General features: G+C 60.6%; 23 protein-coding genes. 9 read left to right on the top strand and 14 right to left on the bottom strand.

Annotated elements, in window-relative coordinates:
• Positions 1-58 precede the first annotated feature (58 nt).
• From HU755_RS24405 to HU755_RS24395, 3 genes are all read left to right on the top strand, one after another.
• Entirely contained in the window at positions 59-541 is a 483-nt protein-coding gene (locus HU755_RS24405; RefSeq protein WP_186637401.1) for a GNAT family N-acetyltransferase, read from the top strand.
• Positions 542-684: 143 nt separating this feature from the next.
• Positions 685-2,097, top strand: coding sequence for an aspartate aminotransferase family protein (locus HU755_RS24400; RefSeq protein ID WP_186637398.1), 1,413 nt, complete (start codon positions 685-687; stop codon positions 2,095-2,097).
• 83 nt (positions 2,098-2,180) lie between these two features.
• Positions 2,181-2,405 (top strand): MbtH family protein, encoded by a 225-nt coding sequence (locus HU755_RS24395; protein ID WP_053122206.1) that lies wholly within the window; start codon positions 2,181-2,183, stop codon positions 2,403-2,405.
• 179 nt (positions 2,406-2,584) lie between these two features.
• Here the strand turns inward: HU755_RS24395 and HU755_RS24390 are convergent, their stop codons facing one another.
• From HU755_RS24390 to soxR, 10 genes are all read right to left on the bottom strand, one after another.
• Positions 2,585-3,490, bottom strand: a complete 906-nt coding sequence (locus HU755_RS24390) for a metal ABC transporter solute-binding protein, Zn/Mn family (protein ID WP_186637396.1) — start codon at positions 3,488-3,490, stop codon at positions 2,585-2,587.
• On the bottom strand, positions 3,491-4,390 hold the full coding sequence (locus HU755_RS24385) for a metal ABC transporter permease (RefSeq protein WP_186547153.1): 900 nt from the start codon (positions 4,388-4,390) through the stop codon (positions 3,491-3,493).
• Positions 4,390-5,238 (bottom strand): metal ABC transporter ATP-binding protein, encoded by an 849-nt coding sequence (locus HU755_RS24380; RefSeq protein ID WP_238350041.1) that lies wholly within the window; start codon positions 5,236-5,238, stop codon positions 4,390-4,392. The genes HU755_RS24385 and HU755_RS24380 overlap by 1 nt, the downstream gene beginning before the upstream one ends.
• Entirely contained in the window at positions 5,235-6,164 is a 930-nt protein-coding gene (locus HU755_RS24375; RefSeq protein WP_186547154.1) for a metal ABC transporter substrate-binding protein, read from the bottom strand. The genes HU755_RS24380 and HU755_RS24375 overlap by 4 nt, the downstream gene beginning before the upstream one ends.
• Before the next feature lie 35 nt (positions 6,165-6,199).
• A complete protein-coding gene (locus tag HU755_RS24370; protein WP_186547155.1) occupies positions 6,200-6,775 on the bottom strand; it encodes a DUF6162 family protein in 576 nt (191 codons plus the stop codon).
• Positions 6,772-7,113 (bottom strand): hypothetical protein, encoded by a 342-nt coding sequence (locus HU755_RS24365; RefSeq protein ID WP_186637391.1) that lies wholly within the window; start codon positions 7,111-7,113, stop codon positions 6,772-6,774. Before HU755_RS24365 ends, HU755_RS24370 begins: the two co-directional genes overlap by 4 nt.
• Positions 7,110-7,652 carry a thiamine pyrophosphate-binding protein gene (locus HU755_RS24360; protein ID WP_186619205.1) on the bottom strand — a complete coding sequence of 181 codons (543 nt, stop codon included), beginning with the start codon at positions 7,650-7,652 and terminating at the stop codon, positions 7,110-7,112. Before HU755_RS24360 ends, HU755_RS24365 begins: the two co-directional genes overlap by 4 nt.
• On the bottom strand, positions 7,649-8,848 hold the full coding sequence (locus HU755_RS24355) for a PepSY domain-containing protein (protein ID WP_186637389.1): 1,200 nt from the start codon (positions 8,846-8,848) through the stop codon (positions 7,649-7,651). The genes HU755_RS24360 and HU755_RS24355 overlap by 4 nt, the downstream gene beginning before the upstream one ends.
• A 257-nt stretch (positions 8,849-9,105) precedes the next feature.
• The gene (locus tag HU755_RS24350; protein ID WP_186637386.1) at positions 9,106-9,564 is read right to left on the bottom strand and encodes a VOC family protein; all 459 of its coding nucleotides are present in this window, start codon (positions 9,562-9,564) and stop codon (positions 9,106-9,108) included.
• A 110-nt stretch (positions 9,565-9,674) separates the two neighbouring features.
• The gene (soxR, locus tag HU755_RS24345) at positions 9,675-10,127 is read right to left on the bottom strand and encodes a redox-sensitive transcriptional activator SoxR (protein WP_186547160.1); all 453 of its coding nucleotides are present in this window, start codon (positions 10,125-10,127) and stop codon (positions 9,675-9,677) included.
• Between the two features lie 81 nt (positions 10,128-10,208).
• On the opposite strand from soxR, the gene HU755_RS24340 reads away from it, so the two are divergent.
• The 5 genes from HU755_RS24340 (at position 10,209) to HU755_RS24320 (ending at position 14,927) form a co-directional block, all read left to right on the top strand.
• Positions 10,209-10,574: an antibiotic biosynthesis monooxygenase gene (locus tag HU755_RS24340; RefSeq protein ID WP_186637456.1), complete on the top strand. Its 366-nt coding sequence runs from the start codon at positions 10,209-10,211 to the stop codon at positions 10,572-10,574.
• 130 nt (positions 10,575-10,704) lie between these two features.
• Entirely contained in the window at positions 10,705-10,974 is a 270-nt protein-coding gene (locus HU755_RS24335) for a hypothetical protein (protein WP_186547161.1), read from the top strand.
• Between the two features lie 102 nt (positions 10,975-11,076).
• Positions 11,077-11,691 carry a LysE family translocator gene (locus HU755_RS24330; protein WP_186637383.1) on the top strand — a complete coding sequence of 205 codons (615 nt, stop codon included), beginning with the start codon at positions 11,077-11,079 and terminating at the stop codon, positions 11,689-11,691.
• Positions 11,692-11,896: 205 nt separating this feature from the next.
• Positions 11,897-13,063: a cysteine desulfurase family protein gene (locus HU755_RS24325; RefSeq protein WP_186637380.1), complete on the top strand. Its 1,167-nt coding sequence runs from the start codon at positions 11,897-11,899 to the stop codon at positions 13,061-13,063.
• Between the two features lie 55 nt (positions 13,064-13,118).
• Entirely contained in the window at positions 13,119-14,927 is a 1,809-nt protein-coding gene (locus tag HU755_RS24320) for an aminopeptidase P family protein (protein ID WP_186637377.1), read from the top strand.
• A gap of 49 nt (positions 14,928-14,976) precedes the next feature.
• Here HU755_RS24320 and HU755_RS24315 read toward each other — a convergent pair whose 3' ends face one another.
• Both HU755_RS24315 and HU755_RS24310 read right to left on the bottom strand, forming a co-directional pair.
• Positions 14,977-15,573, bottom strand: coding sequence for a 2-hydroxychromene-2-carboxylate isomerase (locus HU755_RS24315; protein WP_186637374.1), 597 nt, complete (start codon positions 15,571-15,573; stop codon positions 14,977-14,979).
• A 37-nt stretch (positions 15,574-15,610) separates the two neighbouring features.
• The gene (locus HU755_RS24310) at positions 15,611-16,339 is read right to left on the bottom strand and encodes an SDR family oxidoreductase (RefSeq protein WP_186637371.1); all 729 of its coding nucleotides are present in this window, start codon (positions 16,337-16,339) and stop codon (positions 15,611-15,613) included.
• A 91-nt stretch (positions 16,340-16,430) separates the two neighbouring features.
• Between HU755_RS24310 and HU755_RS24305 the strand changes: the two genes are divergently transcribed.
• Entirely contained in the window at positions 16,431-17,000 is a 570-nt protein-coding gene (locus HU755_RS24305) for a TetR family transcriptional regulator (protein WP_186619212.1), read from the top strand.
• Between the two features lie 8 nt (positions 17,001-17,008).
• On the opposite strand, the gene HU755_RS24300 is transcribed toward HU755_RS24305, so the two are convergent.
• Both HU755_RS24300 and rhtA read right to left on the bottom strand, forming a co-directional pair.
• Positions 17,009-17,290 carry a hypothetical protein gene (locus HU755_RS24300; RefSeq protein ID WP_186547167.1) on the bottom strand — a complete coding sequence of 94 codons (282 nt, stop codon included), beginning with the start codon at positions 17,288-17,290 and terminating at the stop codon, positions 17,009-17,011.
• Positions 17,291-17,456: 166 nt separating this feature from the next.
• Positions 17,457-18,344, bottom strand: a complete 888-nt coding sequence (gene rhtA / locus HU755_RS24295) for a threonine/homoserine exporter RhtA (protein WP_186547168.1) — start codon at positions 18,342-18,344, stop codon at positions 17,457-17,459.
• Positions 18,345-18,544 lie beyond the last annotated feature (200 nt).

Below are 18,544 nucleotides of genomic sequence, written 5' to 3'. Positions count from 1 at the left end.
CCAGGGTTGGGGCTAAGGTCAACCCAGCCTTGACTCAATGGATTGAGGGAACTGCGCCATGGAAGCACTCGTTTGCATACGTTCGGCCACGCTGGCCGACACCGGCATCATCAACCGTATCATCGAGCGTTCGATCCGCATTGGTTGCGCGTTCGATCACCGAAACGACCCTCTGCTCGTCAGCGACTGGGTCAGCCAGTCCTCCGTCGATTTCATCAGTGGCCGGCTCGCCGACCCAGACTTTTATCTTTGTCTCGCTTTGCTTGAAGAAAAACCGGTCGGTGTCGGCATGGCCGAGGTCGGTGGCGAAATTTCACTGTGTTACGTGCAGCCGGAATCCTTCCGGCGAGGCGTCGGCCGGGCGCTGATGCAGAGCCTCGAGGGTTGGCTGCGGATTCGCGGTGTGCAGCATTTCCATCTCAACAGCTCCCGAACTGCCGAGCCGTTCTACCGGCATCTGGGCTATCAACAGGCATCGCCAGCCTTTACGTCCGGCTCGCAGACCGTGCCGCTGCACAAGTCTTTGCCGCCACCGGACTGACAACTCGATCAAGGGTGTAAATCCGCATCGCGCTTAAGCGTTTCCAGAACAGGAAAACCTGCAAGTGCGCCCCGCGACCGGAACGCGCACCTGTCCGGTGTGCTGTTTTGGTCACTATCCATAGCGAATTGAGGGGTCGAGAGATGTCAGTCGCCACCAGCCTTATCGAACAATCGTCGGCCCGGCTCGTCCCGGCGCCGGCCGAAACCCTGTATCAGTTCAATGAGTCACCGCTGCTGGCTCGTCAGAGTCGGCAGGAGTCCAACGCCCGCAGCTATCCGCGGCGCATTCCCCTGGCGCTCAAACGGGCCAAGGGCTTGTATGTCGAGGATGTCGAAGGTCGCACGTTCATCGACTGCCTCGCCGGAGCCGGCACACTCGCGCTGGGCCACAACCATCCGGTAGTCATCGCGGCCATCCAGCAAGTGTTGGCCGATGAGCTGCCGCTGCACACCCTCGACCTGACCACGCCGGTCAAGGACCAGTTTGTCCAGGACCTGTTCGGGCTGCTTCCGGCGGAACTGGCGGCGCAGGCAAAGATTCAGTTTTGTGGCCCGACCGGCACCGATGCTGTGGAAGCGGCCTTGAAACTGGTACGCACCGCCACCGGGCGCAGTACGGTGCTGTCGTTTTCCGGCGGTTATCACGGCATGAGCCAAGGCGCATTGAGCCTGATGGGCAGTCTCGGGCCGAAAAAGCCGTTGGGTGCCTTGCTCAGCAATGGCGTGCAGTTCATGCCGTTTCCGTATGACTACCGTTGTCCGTTCGGCCTCGGCGGCGCGGCGGGCGTGAAAGCCAATCTGAGCTATCTGGACAATCTGCTCAACGATCCCGAAGCGGGCGTGCAACTGCCGGCCGCCGTGATCGTCGAGGCGGTGCAGGGCGAGGGCGGCGTGATTCCCGCTGACATCGAGTGGTTGCGTGGTCTGCGCCGCATCACCGAGAAGGCCGGCGTTGCGCTGATCGTCGACGAGATTCAGAGTGGTTTTGCCCGCACCGGCAAGATGTTTGCCTTTGAGCATGCCGGCATCATTCCGGATGTGGTGGTGTTGTCCAAAGCCATTGGCGGCAGCCTGCCCTTGGCGGTGGTGGTCTATCGCGACTGGCTCGACACCTGGCAACCGGGTGCTCACGCGGGCACCTTCCGTGGCAATCAGATGGCGATGGCCGCTGGCTCCGCGGTGATGCGCTATCTGGTCGAACACAAGGTCTGCGAACACGCCGCGGCCATGGGCGAGCGATTGAGCGAGCATTTGCACATCCTGCAACGCGACTTCCCGCAGTTGGGCGATATCCGCGGTCGCGGCCTGATGCTGGGCATCGAACTGGTGGACCCGACCGGCACTCCGGACGCGCTCGGCCATCCGCCGGCGTTCGCCCGACTGGCGCCATTGGTTCAGCGCGAATGCCTCAAGCGCGGCCTGATTCTGGAACTGGGCGGCCGCCATGGCGCGGTGGTGCGTTTCCTGCCGCCGTTGGTCATCACCGCCACTGAAATCGACCGCGTCGCGCAGATCTTCGGGCGTGCGTTGGCGGCGGCCACTGCGGCGCTGTAAATTTTTCGCCGCGCCGAACGTTCTTTCTACATACCCGGCTGCACCCGTTGTGCGGCCACCCCATACAACGATGGAGAACCAGCATGACGTCAGTATTCGACCGTGAGGACATCCTCTTTCAGGTCGTGGTCAACCACGAAGAGCAATACTCGATCTGGCCGGATTACAAAGCGGTACCAGAGGGCTGGCGCACCGTGGGCAAGAGTGGCCTGAAAAAGGAATGCCTGGCCTACATCGAGGAAGTCTGGACCGATATGCGCCCGCTGAGCCTGCGTCAGAAAATGGAAGCGCAAGTCGCGGCACAATAAGCGACCGGGCAAAAAGAACCCGCTGGACCCGTAATGGTCAGCGGGTTTCTTTTTGTCTGTAATTTTTCGTTGGTATGTCGGGCCTCATCGCGAGCAGGCTCACTCCTACAGTTGAAATGCGTTCCCCCTGTAGGAGTGAGCCTGCTCGCGATAAACGATAACGCGGTCTATGACGGAAACTACGCCCCGCTCAGCCCCTTGAGCAGCAGGTCCACATTCCCCTCCAGTTCCGCCAGCGGATCCGCCGCATCCGTGCTCAATACCACCAGTCGACTACCGGACTCGGCAATCGCCGCTTTCACCGGCTCCGCTGGCTGGCGATGGTGCAGCACCACCGCCACGTCATTGTCCTTGAGCGTCGCCGTCAGTTTTTTCAGATCTTGCGCTGTCCACTCGGCATCAGGGCGCGCGTCCTGTGCGGTCAGTTCGAGATTGAGGCTGCCGATCAGATAGCCAAAATGATCGCTCAGGCTCATCACGCTCAGATTATCGGCCTCGGCCAGACGCGCTTCGGTGGCGGCGCTGAGTTTCAGCAAACGCTGTTTCAGCGCCGCCAGATTGGCTTCGATTTTCGGCTTGGCAGTCGGCGCCAGACGCACCAGATCGGCGGCCACAACGTCCGCCATGCGCCCCATGTTGTTGCTCGCCAGCCATGGCTGGCTGTTCAGGCCATCAACCTGAAGGCCCGGCTGCACGGCAATCCCCGGCAGGGCGCCGTCGACCGGGCGGGCGGCATCGACCTCGACGATACGAATATTGCTGCGCCGGGCAATCGGGTACAGCGGATCATCGGTCCACAGCGAGCGCACACCGATCACGGCGTCGGCGTCGGTCGCCAGTTTGCTCAGCGCCGGTGCGCCGCGTCCGGTGAAATAGGCGGTCTGGCGGCTGCCCGGCAGATTGGCCGGCGCCGCGCGTTCGAGCTGGACCTCGGTGCCCTTGAGCAGCGCTTCACCCAAGCCGTAGGTGATCGGCAACGAGGCCAGTACTCGCAGTGGTTTAGCACTGTCAGCGGCCATCAGCGGGGTGCAGATTGCGCCGCACAGCACGATGGCCAGCGTCAGTTCTTTCAATGAAAAAGCCATTTATCCAAGATTCCCTTTCAGGCTGGGGACCACGCCGCGCGCGACGGCGGCGAGGGCGAAGGCAATGCCGGCAACCAGAATGATCGCGGCGCCGGACGGAATCGGCAGGTCGAACACGATCGGCGCGAGAATTCCGCACAACGTGCTGACGGTGGCGATCAGCACCGAACACCAGAAAAAGCCTTTCAGCGACTGGCTGAGCAAGCGTGCCGCGGCAGCCGGAATCACCAGCAGTGCGCCGACCAGAATCGCGCCGATGACTTTCACGGCGGCCACGGTGATCAGTGTCACCAGAATCACGAACAGGTAATCCAGGGTTTTCACCGCCACGCCGCGTACTGCTGCCAGTTGCGGGTTGAAACTGGCCAGCATGATGCGGTTATACAACGGCAACGCCAGCGCCATGACCAGCGAACCGACGATGGCCAGCACCGCCAGGTCATTGCCGTTGACCGTCAGTACCGAGCCGAACAACACGTTTTCGAGAATGTGCACGTTGATCTTGCCGGCGAGAATCAACAGCAGGCTCGCGCCCAGTGCCAGCGACACGGAAAGAAACACACCGATCAGCGTATCCGGCGCCAGGCCGGTGCGGTTGCGCAGATAGTTGAGCAGGATGCCGAACAGCAGGCAGTAACCGAACAGGCTGCCGTACGGCCCGGTGTAGGGCTCGCCGAGCAGAATGCCGACGGCCACACCGGTCAGCGCCGCATGGCCCACTGCTTCAGAGAAAAACGCAAAGCGCTTGACCACCACCAGCGTGCCCAGACCGCCCAGCACCGGGCCGATCAACAGGCCGGCGAGCAGGGCATTGACCACAAAGCCGTAAGCCAATGCTTCCGGCAGATATCCGGAAGATGCCCAGCCCTGGACCATCAATCGAAAGGCTTCGTAACTCATCAGGCAGCGCTCCGTGGATGGGTCGAAAACAAGCTCAGCAGACGCTCCGGGGTCAGTGCCTGTTGCGGCGTCGCATCGAACAGTACGCGGCGGTTGAGACCGGTGACACGCTCGGCCAGACGCCCGACTGCTTCCAGGTCATGCTCGATCCACAGCACCGTAACCCCGGCTGCACGCCAGTCGCCGAGCAGGCGCTCGAACACCTGAATGCCGGCTTCGTCGAGGGCTGACATCGGCTCGTCGAGCACCAGCAACTGCGGTGTCGGGATCAGCCCCTGGGCGAGCAGGACGCGCTGGCGTTCACCGCCGGACAGCGCGCCCATGCGGCGTTTGCGTTTGTCCTGCATGCCGACCCGCTCCAGCGCTTCACCGATGGCCGCGGCATAACGCTTGCTCAGGCCGAGGAACGCCGGGCGACGCTGGCACATCGCGGCCATGAAATCGTCGACGGTCATCGGCAGGCCGCGATCGAATTCCAGCGCTTGCGGCACATAGCCAATGGTGCCGGGCGCGCCGGGCCAGTGCAGGCTGAGCTGGCCCTGATGCGGCATCTGTCCGAGCAAGGTCTTGATCAGCGAGCTCTTGCCGCCACCATTGGGGCCGACCAGCGCATGGATGCTGCCGGGCTGTACCTGAAAAGTCACGTTGTCGAGAATAGTGGTGCGCCCCAGCGTCAGACTCACCTGCGCAAAATCCAGCGCCGGTCCCGTAACCTGTAGGAGTGAGCCTGCTCGCGATAGCGGTGTGTCATTCAGCAATGATGTCGGCTGACCCGGCGCCATCGCGAGCAGGCTCACTCCTACAGGGGAATCGGTGTTTTCCGGGGAGAGGGTTTCTTTCGATGTCATGCCCCCGACTCCTGAATCGCCCGGACCACGGTGTTGAGGTTGCCGGTCATTTCCTTTTCGTATTTGTCGGCGGTGTATTCGCCGTAGGAAATGTGCGACAGCGGGTACAGCTTCACGCCCGATTCACGCTGGATGGTGTCGACGTAGCTGGAGGGAAAATCCATCTCCGAGAAGATCACCTTGACGTCGAGTTCGCGCAATTGATCGATGGTTTTTTTCAACTGGCTGGGGCTCGGTTCGATGCCGTGGGCCGGCTCGACCACGGCGGTGACTTCCAGGCCGAATTCACGCAGCAGGTAATCGTAGGCCGCGTGTACCGTGGCGACGCGCAGTTCGGCGTTCGGTGCCTGCGTCAGCTTGGCCAGGGCATCGGCGCGCATCTGCCGCAGGCGTTTGCCATAGGCGCGGGCGTTCTGCGTGTAGGTCTTGGCGTTGTCCGGATCAAGCTTGCCCAACTCCCGGGCGATGTTGTTGACCTGAGCGATGGACGCACTGATCGACAGGAACGTATGCGGATTGACCACCTTGCCGGCACCCCGTGCCGCGACGCCCGTGGCTGCCAGCAACGGAACGTTTTCATTGGCTTCGATGGTCTTGACGTTGGGTGTTTCGCTGGCCGCGATCATGCGGTCGGCAAAATCATCGTGGCCGACGCCGTTGAGCACAATCACATCAAGCCCGCTGATGCGTTTGATGTCCTCGGCCCGTGGCTCATAGGCATGCGGGTTGAAGCCGGCGGGAATCAGCGGCACCACCTCGGCCTTGTCGCCGACGATGTTCGCCACGTAGCTGTAATAAGGATGCAGGGTGATGCCGATGCGCAGGCGCTTGGCTTGATCGGCGCTGGCCAGCGGGCTTAGCAGGCAGGCGCAAAGGCCAAGCAGAAACAGGCGTAACAACGGACGGCGAGGAGCTGAAATGGACATGGGCAAGCGGTCTTCTCTCGAATGAGGGCGAGGAGTCAATGACGATGTTCGCGGGTCACCCCGGCGTCGTATTGCGCGACGATCTGTTTCCAGCCAGCGGCGGACAGCGCCGTGTCGGACAGATCCTGAGCGGGCGTGAGTTCTGCGCCACGGTTCAACCAGATATCCGGCGCGGCGTCCGGGTCGGCGCTGACGCGCATCAGGAATGAACCGGCGACCGCAGGCGTTGCGCTGCGACCGAAATAAGCGCTGTCGCCGAGCATTTGCCAGGCGTGACCACCCCGGCTGACCGAGCTGGCGTCCTGGGCAAAGGGCGCAAAACCTTCCTGCGCCAAATGCTGCGGCGTCGGCAGGGTTTGCTGTTCTTCACGCAGCAAGCGGATTTCGTCGAGGGTCACCCGCAGGTCGGCATAAATGCCCTGCTCGGCGGCGCTGAGGTCGCGACGGGCATCGTACTGGTGGCTGGCGACAGGTTCCGGTTCATGGGAAACCCCGCGCCACGCCACCACAGAACCGGCGACAGCGAGGATCAGCAGGCACAACAGCAGAACGTTGAGGGTTTCATGACCGGCGCCCGCCGGGCGCACGATTTGACGGGTCGGTGTGCTCATGGGGTTTCGATATCCGCCTGGTCGATTTCCACGACGTGGCCGGGACCGGCGTCGAACAGCACATAGAACTCGGAGTCGGGTTTCTTGAACGTCAGGGTCGAATCGGTGCCGAGCTTGCCTGGCACCAGAATCGTTTCGTCATAGCCGATCACGTCCAGCGTCACACCGGGTGCGCCGCTGCCGTCGGAGAAGCCGCCGGTGCATTTGATTTGTTCGGCATCGATGGCTTTGCATTCGCACATCGGATTGTGTGCGAGGGCGCCTGCACTGAAACCGGCGCTCAGAATCAGCAGCGCGGCGCTCAGCAGCAAACGCGAAGGGTGTTGTGGGCGAGTCATGGTTTGGCTCCTTGTGTGTTCAGCCAGGCCACGGTGGCGGGAGAGGCCTGGCTCAGGGGAATCGAGGCCTGGTGCATGCTGCCGTCCCAGCCTTCCATGGTGATCCACAGTTCGGCGTCGGGTTTGGTCTTTTCCGGAATCGGCAATTGCGTGCCCATGCGATAGGGCGTGCCGAAGAAAATCACCCCGGCGGCGCGCAGGCTGCGGGGTTTGCCGATGCGCAGGTAGGTCGCTTTCACCGGTTCGATACAGGCCTGGCAGAGCGCTGCGTTGAAGCCTTTCAGATACCCGGCCGGGCCGTCGGAGCGCGGCGCTTCATTGCGCAACTCGGCGAGTCGCAGGCTCCAGGGGCCGACCTGAATTTCGCCGATTTCTCGTTCGCCCAGACCACTGTCACCACGAAACAGGGCGACATCGGCGAAATACTTGGGCATGAAGCCCAGCGGAATCAGGAGCAACAGCACGTTGATGTGGAAGCGCCATTTACGCCAGAGCAGGTTCAGACGCGAGGGTGGCGGGGCGGTAATGGACTTGCTCACAGGTTGGCCTCCGACGTTTCACGCTGCATGGCCGGTTGGGCCTGCAGACGGTTTTTCTTCGATTCGCGCTTGAAGGCATTGGCCGTGGCCAGGGCGGTGCGTTTGGTCCAGATCAACAAGCCGCTGAGCACCATCATGCTCAGCAACAAGCCGAAGAAGAACCAGATCAGCTTGATCCACAGCCCGCCAAAATCGCCGGTGTGCAAGGGACGCATGGACTCGGTGACGAACTCCAGCGACGTGCGGTCCGACAGCATTCGCGACGCGGCCAGATCACCGTTGTAGGGGTTGAGCGTCGCAGACTGGAACATCAACGGATACCAGCCACGGCCGCCCACACTCATATGGCTATAGGCGTTGCCGGGCAGGCTGATGAAACTGACTTCCAGGCCCGGAATCGTTTGCCGGGCAATGTCAATGGCACGGTCCAGGCTGATGCGTTCAGGCGGGGAGCCATCGGCCGAGCGCGGTACCGCTTCACGGGACATCGCGGGAATGACCGGCTCGCTGGAAATCGAAATATGGTTGTCCGCCAGCAGCGCCTGAATCAGGAACCAGGTGCCGGTGATTGAAATCACCGCGATGAACCAGATCGACCAGATGCCACTGAGGCGATGAAAGTCGCCCCAGAAAATCCGTGCGCCATGGCGAATGCGCAAGGTCGGGGTGAAGAACCCTTTCCAGAAGCGTTTATAGACCACCAGTCCGGTAATCAACGAGGCCAGCAAAGGCAGCCCCAGAAAGGACACCAGATACCAGCCCCAACTGAAACCGCTGGTAAACGGCACCAGCCACCAGCCATGCAGGGCGCGGGTAAACGCCTTGAAATTGAAGTCGGGCGCGGTGCCCTGAATTGCGCCGGTGTAAGGGTTGACGTACACCGTCAGCGAGCGGCCGTCCGGGTAGCTGACTTCGACATCGAGGGCAAAGTGCGACTCGTCCGGGCGGCTGATGCTTTCGACCAGAGTCTGCGGTTCGGCTTTTTTGATGGCCGCGAGGATCTGGTCATAACTGAGGCGCGGCGCATCGTCCGACGGTTGACTGGCACGCATCTGCGGGTTGGCCAGCCAGACGATTTCCTGACTGACCACCGCCAGCGTGCCGGTGACACAGACGATCAACACAAAGAACCAGATCGGTAATGCCAGCCAGCTATGCACCAGGAACCACAATTTCGAGCGGGATTTCTTCGACATGATTACGCGTCTTGATTTCGTTGGAAGGGTGCCGGGCTACGGGCTTCGCAGCACGGGAATCCCCGGAAGGCCGATCGTGGCTTTTGCCTACGCGAACGGCCTGCATTCCTATAAGACGGATGAGCGAGGCAAATCCCGCTAAATCATATGAAAGTAAATGTTTCGCAGTTCGATACGCGTTCTCAGCTGTCCTTGTGAAGCGGGCTCGCTCCACAAGGAGCAGGGTATGCACAGCCCTGATACCGGGACGGCGGGTTTCAGCCTTGGCTGAACATTTCCATCGCCCGCTGGCGGATCTGCTCTTCGCTCAGATCTTCTTTGTGCGTGGCCAGGAACCACAGATGCCCATACGGATCTTTCAGCGTTCCGCTGCGATCGCCGTAAAACTGATCCTTGACCTCGGACACCGTTGTCGCACCGGCATCCAGCGCCTGCTGGAAGGATTTGTCGACATCGGTGACGTACAAATGCAAACCGACCGAGACGGCCTGGTCGGGATTGCTCAGCGGTCCCTGATCACAGGGCGTGCCGAGCATGATGGCACTGTCGCCGATGCGCAGTTCGGCGTGGCCGATACCGCCGTCGGGCATGGCCAGACGCATCACCTCGGTGGCACCGAAGGCTTTCTTGTAGAAGTCGATGGCCTCGGCGGCCTTCTGGATGCCGAGGTACGGGGTAATGCTGTGATACCCCTCGGGAATGGGTTTTACGCTCATGACGTTCTCCCTGATGTTGTTGTATAGGAGGTGGCTGCACCGGATCGACCCGGAAGGATCACTATAGAACTGTCCCGGCCATGGCGATTTTGCCCCGACGAGCAGCGCCCTTATTCAACCGGGAAATGCGGCCCGGGTCCTTGCTCGCCCAGCACATCACCCCGGTTGCGCAACGGACAGGCCTCCATCGACAGGCAGCCACAGCCGATGCAGCCATTGAGCCGATCACGCAACAACGTCAGTTGATGGATCCGCTCATCGAGTTCCTGTCGCCATTGTTCGGAGAGAATTTTCCAGTCTGCCGCTGTCGGCGCGCGATCCTGCGGGAGATTTTTCATCGCCTCGCCGATCGCGGCCAGCGGTATTCCCAGCCGCTGGGCCACTTTGATCAACGCCACGCGGCGCAGTACGGCACGCGGGTAACGCCGCTGATTGCCGGCGTTGCGCTGACTCTTGATCAGCCCCTTGGACTCATAGAAATGCAGGGCCGTGACCGCCACGCCACTGCGCGCGGCGACCTCGCCGACGGTGAGCGGTTTGTGCACGTTGTCTTTGCTGATCATGCTGAAAATAGCCCTTGACCTTGACTTAACTAGAGGTTTTACCCTGCTGCTCTTCGGGTCGCAAGGCTCGTTTCAAGATGACTGGGGGCGTTCATGAAAAACCACAGCTTTACCCAACTGATCGAATTCGAAATCGAGCCTCGCCAGCAACCGGCGCTGGTGTCGGCGTTAGCGACGCAGACCGAGCATCTGGCGCAGCGCTACGCAGGTTTTCTCAGCGCCAGCGTGCAGGCCAGCGACGACGGCCGGCGCGTCTTGAGCCTGTTGCAATGGCAGACGCGCGAGGCGGGGGAGGCGGCGTTTCGCCGTTTCGAAAGCGGCGAAGAGAATTTCTGGCAGTTGATCCGCAGCCATCGAGCGAAAACCGTGACGTTCAATTCGTTTCAGGTGCTGAGCAGCATTGCCCGCAGTCACGACGATGCGCTGCATTGCAATCTGGTGGGTTAGGCATGGCGGGTGCGGCATATCCGTCTGTAGCCTATTTCTGATAGCCACTATTGAGAGCGTTGATTTCTGCGCGAGCGTGCCCGGGCGTAGCCTTTGTCCATCGACCCACATTGCTCGCCAGGACGCTCCCATGAATCGTTTACTGACTGTTTCGCTGATCTTCGCTGTATCTGTGCTGGCGGGTTGCGCCAGCCATGTTTCCCCCGAGTTGCGCCCTTACACCGCCGAAGAATCCCGTGAGCTGGCGATGGAGGCATTGAACCGTAGCGGCTTGTCCTTTGAGGAATATCACGCGAAAAAAGCGCAGTTGCTCGGCCAGCCACAGAAAACCTTCGGTTTCGACAAACAAGGTGAAATGAGCGCTGAGCGTGCGGTACAGCTGCACGGACGTCCAAGCTGACAGAAAACTGTACTGCCTGAACTTTTAGCCAACTGTGCGTGGGTTTGTCGGGCCGGCTGGGATAGGGTCAATCTCTGAATGACCTTGACGGAAAGCCGCACCATGACCCTCTCGCTTGACCTGATGTTGGGCTTTGCCCTGTTTGCCCTTGTTACCTCGATCACACCGGGACCGAACAACACCATGCTGCTGGCTTCGGGGGTGAATTTCGGTTTTAACCGCACCATCCCGCACATGCTGGGGATTAGCTGCGGCTTCTTTGTCCTGGTGGTGGCGGTAGGCTTCGGCCTGGGCGCGGTATTTCAGTCGTATCCGCTGCTTTATACGGTTCTGCGCTATGCCGGCGCGGCGTATCTGTTGTACCTGGCGTGGAAAATCGCCCACTCGGGACCTGTCGGTGACAACGCCCAAGGCGAAGCCAGGCCGATCAGCTACCTGGGCGCGGCCGCGTTTCAGTGGGTCAATCCGAAGGCGTGGATCATGGCCATCGGTGCGATCAGCACGTACACGCCGATGCAGGGTTATTTCACCAATGTCGTGGTGATCGCTGCCGTGTTCGCCGTCATCAACCTGCCAAGCGTCGGCGTCTGGGCTGCCTGCGGTACATTGTTGCGCAATGTGTTGAAGGAGCCGCGCTGGTTACGCGTATTCAACTGGGGCATGGCGGCACTGCTGGTCATCTCGCTGTACCCGTTACTTCTCGAAAGCTTTAGCTGACGCATTGCTTCAACCACCGGCCCGATGACTGTTAAGCTCGGCTTCAGGAGCGTTCCTACGCACTTTTAAATGAAGCCCTACTTCTTTAACGGCATCCGATCAGGTATTGATGACGCTCTCGAATCCAGGCACAGCTCACGAGGCTGTGTTTGTCGTTTGCAGACAACGAGCCTCCTGATCCCGGAACACGCTCTGCGAGTCTTTTATGAACACACGTCCGTTGTATTTCGATTACGCCGCCACCACCCCGGTGGACGAGCGGGTCATCCAGGTGATGATCGAATGTCTGGGGTTGCACGGTAACTTCGGCAACCCTGCCTCCAGCTCCCACGCATTCGGCCAGCAGGCCCGGCAAACGGTCGAGCAGGCCCGTCGGCAAGTCGCCGAACTGGTCGGCGCGCAAGCCGAACAGATCGTCTGGACCTCCGGCGCCACGGAGTCCAATAACCTCGCCCTGAAGGGCAGCGCCCAGGCGCGTGGCGTCAGCGGCGGCCACTTCATTACCAGTCAGATCGAACACAAAGCCATCCTCGATACTGCCCGGCAGTTGCAGGACAGCGGCATCGCCGTGACCTATCTGGTGCCGGACGCCGACGGCCTGATCACGCCGCAAGCGGTCAGCGAAGCCATGCGCGAGGACACCTTTCTGGTGTCGCTGATGCTGGTCAACAATGAGCTCGGCACGGTCAATGACGTTCAGGCCATCGGCGAAGTCGTGCGCAGTCGCGACGCGCTGTTTCATGTCGATGCCGCGCAAGGCGCCGGCAAGGTCGCGACCGACCTGGCCCGATGGCCGGTCGATATGATGTCGTTCTCGGCGCACAAGCTCTACGGCCCCAAGGGCATCGGCGCTTTATACGTCGGCCCGCGCGCGAAGCCGCGTTTGCAGGCGCAGATCCACGGCGGCGGTCACGAGGGCGGCTTGCGCTCCGGGACCCTGGCGACCCATCAGATTGCCGGGATGGGCGCGGCATTCGCTTTGGCGGCCGCGGCGTTTGATGAAGAGAAAAAAACCATCGTGGCCTTGCGCGAGCGTCTGCTCGAACAGTTGTCGAGCCTGCCGGGCGTACGCCTTAATGGCAGCGCTGCGCAGCGCATCCCGCATACCTTGAGCCTGACGTTCAGCGAAGGCGAGTTCAACAGCGCCGCGTTGAGTCATTCGATCGCATTTTCCGCGACATCGGCCTGTAATTCGGCGAGCAACACGCCTTCGCACGTATTGCTGGCGCTGGGGCACGATGCTCGACTTGCCAGCCGCACGATTCGCCTGAGCCTCGGCCGCTTCACCAGCGTCGAGGACGTCGACAAGGCTGCCGAACTGATCAAGACCGCCTGCGCCAGTGCTCCGGCATTCTGGACGACAGGAATTTGAACCGCCGTCCTGACGGCGACGAACAATAACGATGAAGTGATTAGCAGGAGACATGATGAGTACCCAGACCTCGACCGAAGGATCGGTGCCCCAGCGCCTGGCGCGCACCCGAGAGTTGATGCGCCGTGAGGGCATCCATGCGTTGTTGGTGCCGTCTGCCGATCCGCATTTGTCGGAATACCTGCCGGGCTACTGGCAAGGCCGGCAATGGCTGTCAGGCTTTCACGGCTCGGTGGGCACTTTGATTGTCACCGCTGATTTCGCCGGCGTATGGGCCGACAGCCGATACTGGGAACAGGCGACCCAGGAACTCGAGGGCAGCGGCATCGAACTGGTCAAGCTGCAACCGGGACAGCCGAGCCCGCTGGACTGGCTGGCCGAGCAAACGCCTGAAGGCGGTGTGGTCGCGGTCGACGGTGCGGTGATGGCCGTGGCTTCGGCGCGCACGCTTGGCAGCAAACTTGAAGCCCGAGGCGCTCGTCTGCGCACCGACATTGATGTGTTGCAGCACGTCTGGAGTGACCGTCCAGGTCTGCCGGATGCGCCGATCTATCAACATCTGCCACCGCAAGCGACCGTCAGCCGCAGCGAGAAACTCGCCAACCTGCGCGAAACCCTGCGGGAGCGGGACGCCGATTGGCATTTCATCGCGACCCTCGACGACATCGCCTGGCTGTTCAACCTGCGCGGCGGCGATGTGTCGTTCAACCCGGTGTTTGTGTCGTTTGCGTTAGTCAATCAACAGCAGGCCACGTTGTTCGTGGCGCTGAGCAAAGTCGATGACACATTGCGCGCGGTGCTGGAACAGGATGGCGTGACCCTGCGTGATTACCGCGAAGTCGCCGATGCGCTGCGTGCGGTGCCGAGTGGCGCAAGTCTGCTGGTCGATCCGGCGCGCGTGACCTGGGGTCTGCTGGAGCACCTCGACAGTGGCGTCAAACTGGTCGAGGGCCTGAACCCGACCACACTGGCCAAGTCGCAAAAAAGTGAAGCCGATGCCCAGCACATCCGCCAGGCGATGGAGCAGGACGGCGCGGCGTTGTGCGAATTCTTCGCCTGGCTGGAGTCGGCTTGGGGGAGCGAGCGTATTACCGAGTTGACCATCGACGAGAAGCTCACCGCAGCCCGTGAGCGTCGGCCCGATTACGTCTCGCTGAGTTTCAACACGATTGCTGCGTTCAACGCCAATGGCGCAATGCCGCACTACCACGCCACCGAAGAAGCGCACGCCGTGATCGAGGGCGACGGTTTGTTGCTGATCGACTCCGGGGGCCAATACCTCGGCGGTACGACCGACATCACGCGGATGGTGCCGGTCGGGACGCCGACGCAAGAGCAGAAACAGGACTGCACCCGGGTACTCAAAGGTGTGATTGCCTTGTCGCGGGCACAATTTCCCAAAGGCATTCTCTCGCCGCTGCTCGATGCCATCGCCCGTGCGCCGATCTGGGCCGAAAGCGTGGATTACGGGCATGGCACCGGTCACGGCGTCGGCTACTTCCTCAACGTCCACGAGGGGCCGCAGGTCATCGCGTATCAGGCCGCCGCGACGCCGCAGACGGCGATGCTGCCGGGAATGATCACATCGATCGAACCGGGCACTTATCGTCCGGGTCGCTGGGGCGTGCGAATCGAAAACCTGGCGATGAATCGCGAGGCCGGTCGCAGCGAGTTCGGCGAGTTCCTCAAGTTCGAAACGCTGACCTTGTGCCCGATCGATACTCGCTGCCTGATTCCTTCCTTGCTGACGCAGGAAGAACAGCAGTGGTTAAACGCCTATCACGCCGAGGTGCGTGAGCGCTTGAGCCCGTTGCTTGACGGTGCGGCACTGCAATGGCTGAAAACCCGTACAGAAGCCATCTGATCGGTAACCACTCAGGCGCTGCGACCAGCGTCTGAGTGCCGACCTCGTTCTAGGCCTGGCGCAACGCCTCCTCGACGAAGTCCAGCCGATCCTGACCGAAAAACAGCTGATTCCCGACAAACATGCTCGGGGCTCCAAACACACCTCGTTTAACCGCGGTCTCGGTATTGTCCTTGAGCGCCGCTTTGACCGACTCGTCATTGCTCAGCGCGAGAACCTCTTGCGGATCGAAACCGTGCTCACTGAGTACGGCGGCGACGGTTTCCGGTTCATTCAGGCTTCGGCCGTCAACCCACAGTGCGTTGAACAGGCAATCGATAAACGCCGCGAAGCGTTGCGGTTGATGCAACTGGATGCCCGTGACGGCCCGCATCAACAATAGTGTGTTAATCGGAAAATGCGGATTGAATCGCAGCGGCACCGCGTAACGTTTCGCGTAGCGGTCCAGGTCTTGAAACATATAGCGACCTTTGGCCGGGATCATCGCTGGCGATGCGTTACCGGTGGCTTTGAACACACCACCCAGAAGCATCGGGATATAGCGCAGTTCGCTTCCGGTAGCGGCGCAGATCTTCGGTAATTGGGTGTAGGCCAGGTAGGTCGCGGGACTGCCGAGGTCGAAATAGAACTCCACGGTTTTAGTCATTATTACGGTGCTCTCGTTATTGTTGTAGGGGAGGGCTTTACCAGCGTTCGTTCCACGGCCGCAAATCCAGCTCGAATGTCCAGGCGTCCCGTGGCTGGCTATGCAAGTACCAATAGTTTTCAGCGATATGCTCGGGGTCGAGAATGCCATCGTCCTCCTTGGTCGCATATTTCTCGGGAAATTGGGAACGGATAAAGTCGGTATCGATTGCTCCGTCGACCACCACGTGCGCGACATGAATGTTCAGCGGGCCCAGTTCTCGCGCCATGCTTTGCGCCAAGGCACGAATGCCATGTTTGGCCCCGGCGAATGCCGCGAACCCGGAAGCACCGCGCAACCCGGCCGTGGCGCCGGTGAACAGGATCGTGCCGCGCTGGCGGGTCACCATACGTTTGGCGACTTCACGCGCATTGAGGAAGCCTGAGAAACAGGCCATCTCCCAAATCTTGAAGTACTTGCGCGCGGTTTCTTCCAGGATGCTGCAGGGCACGTTAGCGCCGATGTTGAAGACAAACGCCTCAATCGGGCCAAGGCGGGTTTCGATATCCTCAATCAGCGCAATGACGTCCTCTTCTTTGCGCGCATCGCAGGCGAAACCATGAGCTTCACCCCCCTCATCGTTTATCGCATCCACCAAAGGCTGAAGCTTGTCAGCGCTGCGGCGCGTTACACAGGCAATGAAGCCCTCTTTGGCAAAGCGCTTGGCAATAGCGCCGCCGGTGGCATCTCCGGCGCCGACTACCAGTACGACCTTCTTGTTATTCATTGGGATTGCCTTTGGTTAACGATCGTTTAGTTAACGAACGTTATGCTAGGATTCGATTAACGTCAAGGCACTGCAGTACGAGGAAAAACACGTGCGTTATTCTGCCGGTCACAAACTGGAAACCCGCGAGCGTTTGTTGCACAGCAGCTCGCTGTCGGCGAAAAAATCCGGATTCTCCACGGTCGGGGTGGACGGCTTGATGAAAGCTATCGGCTTGAGTGGTGCGGCGTTTTACAGCCACTTTTCCTCCAAGGACGCGCTGTTCGCAGCAATTGTCGAGCGCGAGTTGAGCCAGAGCCTTGAGCGACTCGGCGGTCAGGAGGGTGCGGATCGCGAGCGGCTGCAACGCTGCCTCAAGCAATACCTGAGCATGGCGCATGTGGAGCAGCCTGAAGCGGGGTGCGCGCTGCCGACATTAGGGGCCGAGATCGCCCGTTCGGATGTGCTTGTGCGTGAACAGGCGCAAAAGTGTATTTGCCGTCTGCAGCAAAGCTGGGCGCAGATTCTGGAGAGCGACAGTCTGGCCTGGGCCATTCTGTCGCAATGTGTCGGTGCGCTGGTGGTGGCGAGGATGCTGGCTACCGAGGACGTTCAGCGCACGGTGCTGAACGCCAGCCAGGAAGAGATCGCCCGCCAGCTCGCTGTGCCGCGAGCCGAATAACCTGAAGGCTATTTGCAGATGACGATCATGCTGCGGCTGGTGTAGCCGGCAGGGTTCAGGCCGAATGGGTAGTCGCCAGGCTCTTCGACGGTATCGCCGGACTTGGCGATCACTTTATAGCCCTTCGGTGCGCACGAATTGGCGGCGCTGGCGTAGCACTTGTCCCACGAGGACGAGAGTCCTGAACAGTTGATATGCAAACCCTTTTTGCCGCGTTTGACTTGGGTTTGCGAGGTTGCTGCGCAACCCGCCACCGCCAGTATGGCGATCAGTATCAAAATTCGTTTCATTACCGTCCTTAATAGCGGCCTCGAGTCTGGTGCTCGGGTCTGCCGGTGTTCGCTCGCATTTGCAGCGTCATGTCCCTTGGCGAAAAAATCCATGTCTGGCGATAGGTTACGAGCCTAAACATGGCCTAAATGAACGCCAATTGCTAGGCCCGCGTTTAATCCTCTTTCAATCGGCTGCGATTGCGGGCTTTGCGGCGCTGCCCATGGTCAGGGTCGCGCCAACGGATGCCAGAATAATGCATAGAATGGCCATCCATTGTGACAACGAGAGGTACTCCTGAAGAAACAGCAGGCCTGACAGCGCGCCGAACGCGGGTTCGATGCTCATCAGTGTGCCGAACGTGCGGGCAGGCATGCGGGTCAAGGCAACCATTTCCAGGGTGTAGGGCAGGGCAGTGGACAGAATCGCCACGCCGATGGCGATCGGAATCAACGAAGGCGTCAGCAGCGCAGCGCCGGCATGAACGATGCCGATCGGTGCGACAAACAGCGCGGCGATCATGACGCCTAGCGCCGCCGTGGTGACGCCATTGTCGGCACCGGCTTTTTGCCCGAAGAGTATGTACAACGCCCAGCAGACGCCGGCACCGAGGGCATAGCCTGCGCCAATCAAATCAATGCTCGCGGTCGTGGCGCCTGTCGGTATCAGCAGGAACAGGCCGACCGCGGCCAGGCCTATCCACAAAAAATCGATGGCTCGGCGAGAGGCATATATAGCAACGGCCAGTGGGCCGGTAAATTCGAGTGCGACGGCGATGCCCAGGGGCACCGTGCGCAACGACATATAGAAGAGGAAGTTCATGCCGCCCAGCGCCATTCCGTAAACGATCACGGTGCGCAAGGATTTGGCCGTCAGCTTGACCCGCCATGGCCGAAGCAAGAGCAGCATGATCACGCTGGCAAAGATCAGTCGCAAGGTGGTGGTCCCTTGTGCGCCTACCACCGGGAACATGCTTTTGGCCAAAGACGCCCCTGATTGAATGGACGCCATGGCTATCAGGAGCAGGCCAACCGGGAAAAGGATAGAGGCAAGGGAGCGGGGTTGGTCATTCATTTGTGTGGCGTCGTCCTGGGTGAGAGCGGGCATTGTTTTAATATTGGGCAATATACTGCGCACTGGCGGCGCTTACGTCTAGATAGAAGCAGCTTTTTGAGTCTTTCAATAGAAAACGCAAATTAGGGGTTGACGGCAGATTCTGGAAGTCTATAATTCGCCCCACTTCCGGCGCAGTCGAAACGGAAAACTCCTTGAGA

The organism is Pseudomonas sp. SWRI111 (assembly GCF_014268555.1).
GTDB classification, from domain to species: Bacteria; Pseudomonadota; Gammaproteobacteria; order Pseudomonadales; family Pseudomonadaceae; genus Aquipseudomonas; species Aquipseudomonas hamedanensis.
Note: the sequence above shows the minus strand (reverse complement) of the source record. Positions and strands in the feature narration are given on the sequence as shown.